Source organism: Pseudactinotalea sp., from assembly GCF_048594945.1.
GTDB lineage: Bacteria > Actinomycetota > Actinomycetes > Actinomycetales > Beutenbergiaceae > Pseudactinotalea.
The window spans coordinates 1-1,651 of sequence record NZ_JBMDXJ010000056.1 but is presented as its reverse complement, the minus strand read 5'-3'; the positions used below and the strand labels follow the sequence as shown (position 1 = coordinate 1,651).

The window sequence follows — 1,651 nt, the reverse complement described above, 5'->3', positions numbered from 1 at the left end:
ACGTGAGGTTCGGCTGCACGGTGGTGCCGGCGGGGAAGGCGTCGTCGGCCGTGAACGTGAACTGGATGCCGGTGACGTCCTCGATGGCGGCGGGTGCGATGGCAGCCTCGATCTGCGCCGCCGAGAGCTGCACCGTGCGGGGGTCGGGCTGCGAGGCGAAGGTCTCGACCCTCACCCAAGCGCCATCGACGTAGACCTCCACCACGAGGGTGGTGTTCGGCGGCACCTGCGTCGGGGCCACTCCGGTGAGGTCGAAGGCGTTCCAGAACCCGTCGGCGGCGCCGTCCCACACGTCGGTGACGACGATCTCGCTCGGGTCCACATACTCGGACTCAGCCGACGTCGTCGACGTGAGCGAGGTGACCACGCGCTCGCCGGGCTCAACCGGCGACGATGGCAGCACGGACTTCTCCAGCGTCACGTTGATCGCCGGCTCGACGATCGTCAGATCGTCCTCATCACTCGCGGACTCCGAGCGCCCGCTCTCGGTCGTGACGGTCGCGGTGACCTCATTGAGGGTGCTGACCTCGGGGTCAGCGGTCATGTTCGGATCGGTCGCGATCGTGAAGAAGGCCGCGACGTCGGCGCCCGCGACGATGTCGTCACCGTCAGCGGTGTACACAAGCTCGAAGCCGGCGATGTCGACCCCGGCGGGGACCGTGGGGATCTCGCCCTCCTCGAAGGGCACCGATACCGGGTCACCGCCCTCGAGCGGGTAGTACACGAACGTGGCCGAGGTGGCGTTCGCCGGCCAGGTCGGAGCGCTTGTGAAGCCGCCGAACGTCACCTCCGCCGTGAAGTAGTCGAGGTCGGAGATGCGAAGCTCATGCACGGGATCGGAGGAGGCATTGCTGCCGCTGATACTGGCTTCCGCGGTGTCGCCGGCCGGGATGCGGCTGGGCACGATGTCCTTGGACGCGGTGGCGGCAAGCACCACGGGTTGGATCGTGTGCGAGGCGCTCGCCTCGTCCGTGGCCGGGTCCATGCCCTCGACAAGCGCCTGGCCGGATGCCGTGTTGTCGGTCGTGCGGGGCTCGTCCTCGAAGGACTCGTCCGTGTTGCGGTCGGTCACGCGCTGGGTCAGCTCGAGATCGATCGTGACCGATTCGTCCGGCAGGATCAGCTCACCGGTGCAGGTGAACCGAAGGCCACCGACATCGCCTTCGGCGACCCCGGCGGGGAGCGCGGGAGCCGCGGCAGGCGAGCCCTCCACCCAACTCCACGCCACGCCGTCGAACACGTACACATCGACCTGCACGGCATCGCACCCCGAGGGCAGCGAGGTGTCACCGAAGCCGGCGAAGTCGTGGAGCACGAACGGATTGCTCGCGTCCAAGGCGGCAGCGCCGTCGACCGCGGTCTGCGGCTCCTGCAGCACGAGGGCCGACACGGCGCCGTTCGAGGCGTTCGTGACGCCGAGACTGATGGTCGACGGCGTTCCCGGCCCCCACGTGGCCGTCTCCGGCGACCACTCCTTGCTGACCTCGACGGCGAGCTCACGTGGGGTCGTGATCGTGGCGGTCACGTCGTCGCTGACCGGCTGAGCGTTGTCCGCCGTCGTGCTCGCGACGTTGGTGAACTCGACGACCCCGGGCGGGAAGTTGGCCGGCACCTGCGACGTGATCGAGATCGAGAACGTGGTGCCCTCGGC

1 protein-coding gene is annotated in these 1,651 nt (G+C 68.8%); it reads right to left on the bottom strand.

Annotated elements, in window-relative coordinates:
- Positions 1-1,651: hypothetical protein (locus ACOJSN_RS02615; protein ID WP_420110954.1), on the bottom strand; the 1,651-nt coding region annotated here is incomplete at both ends.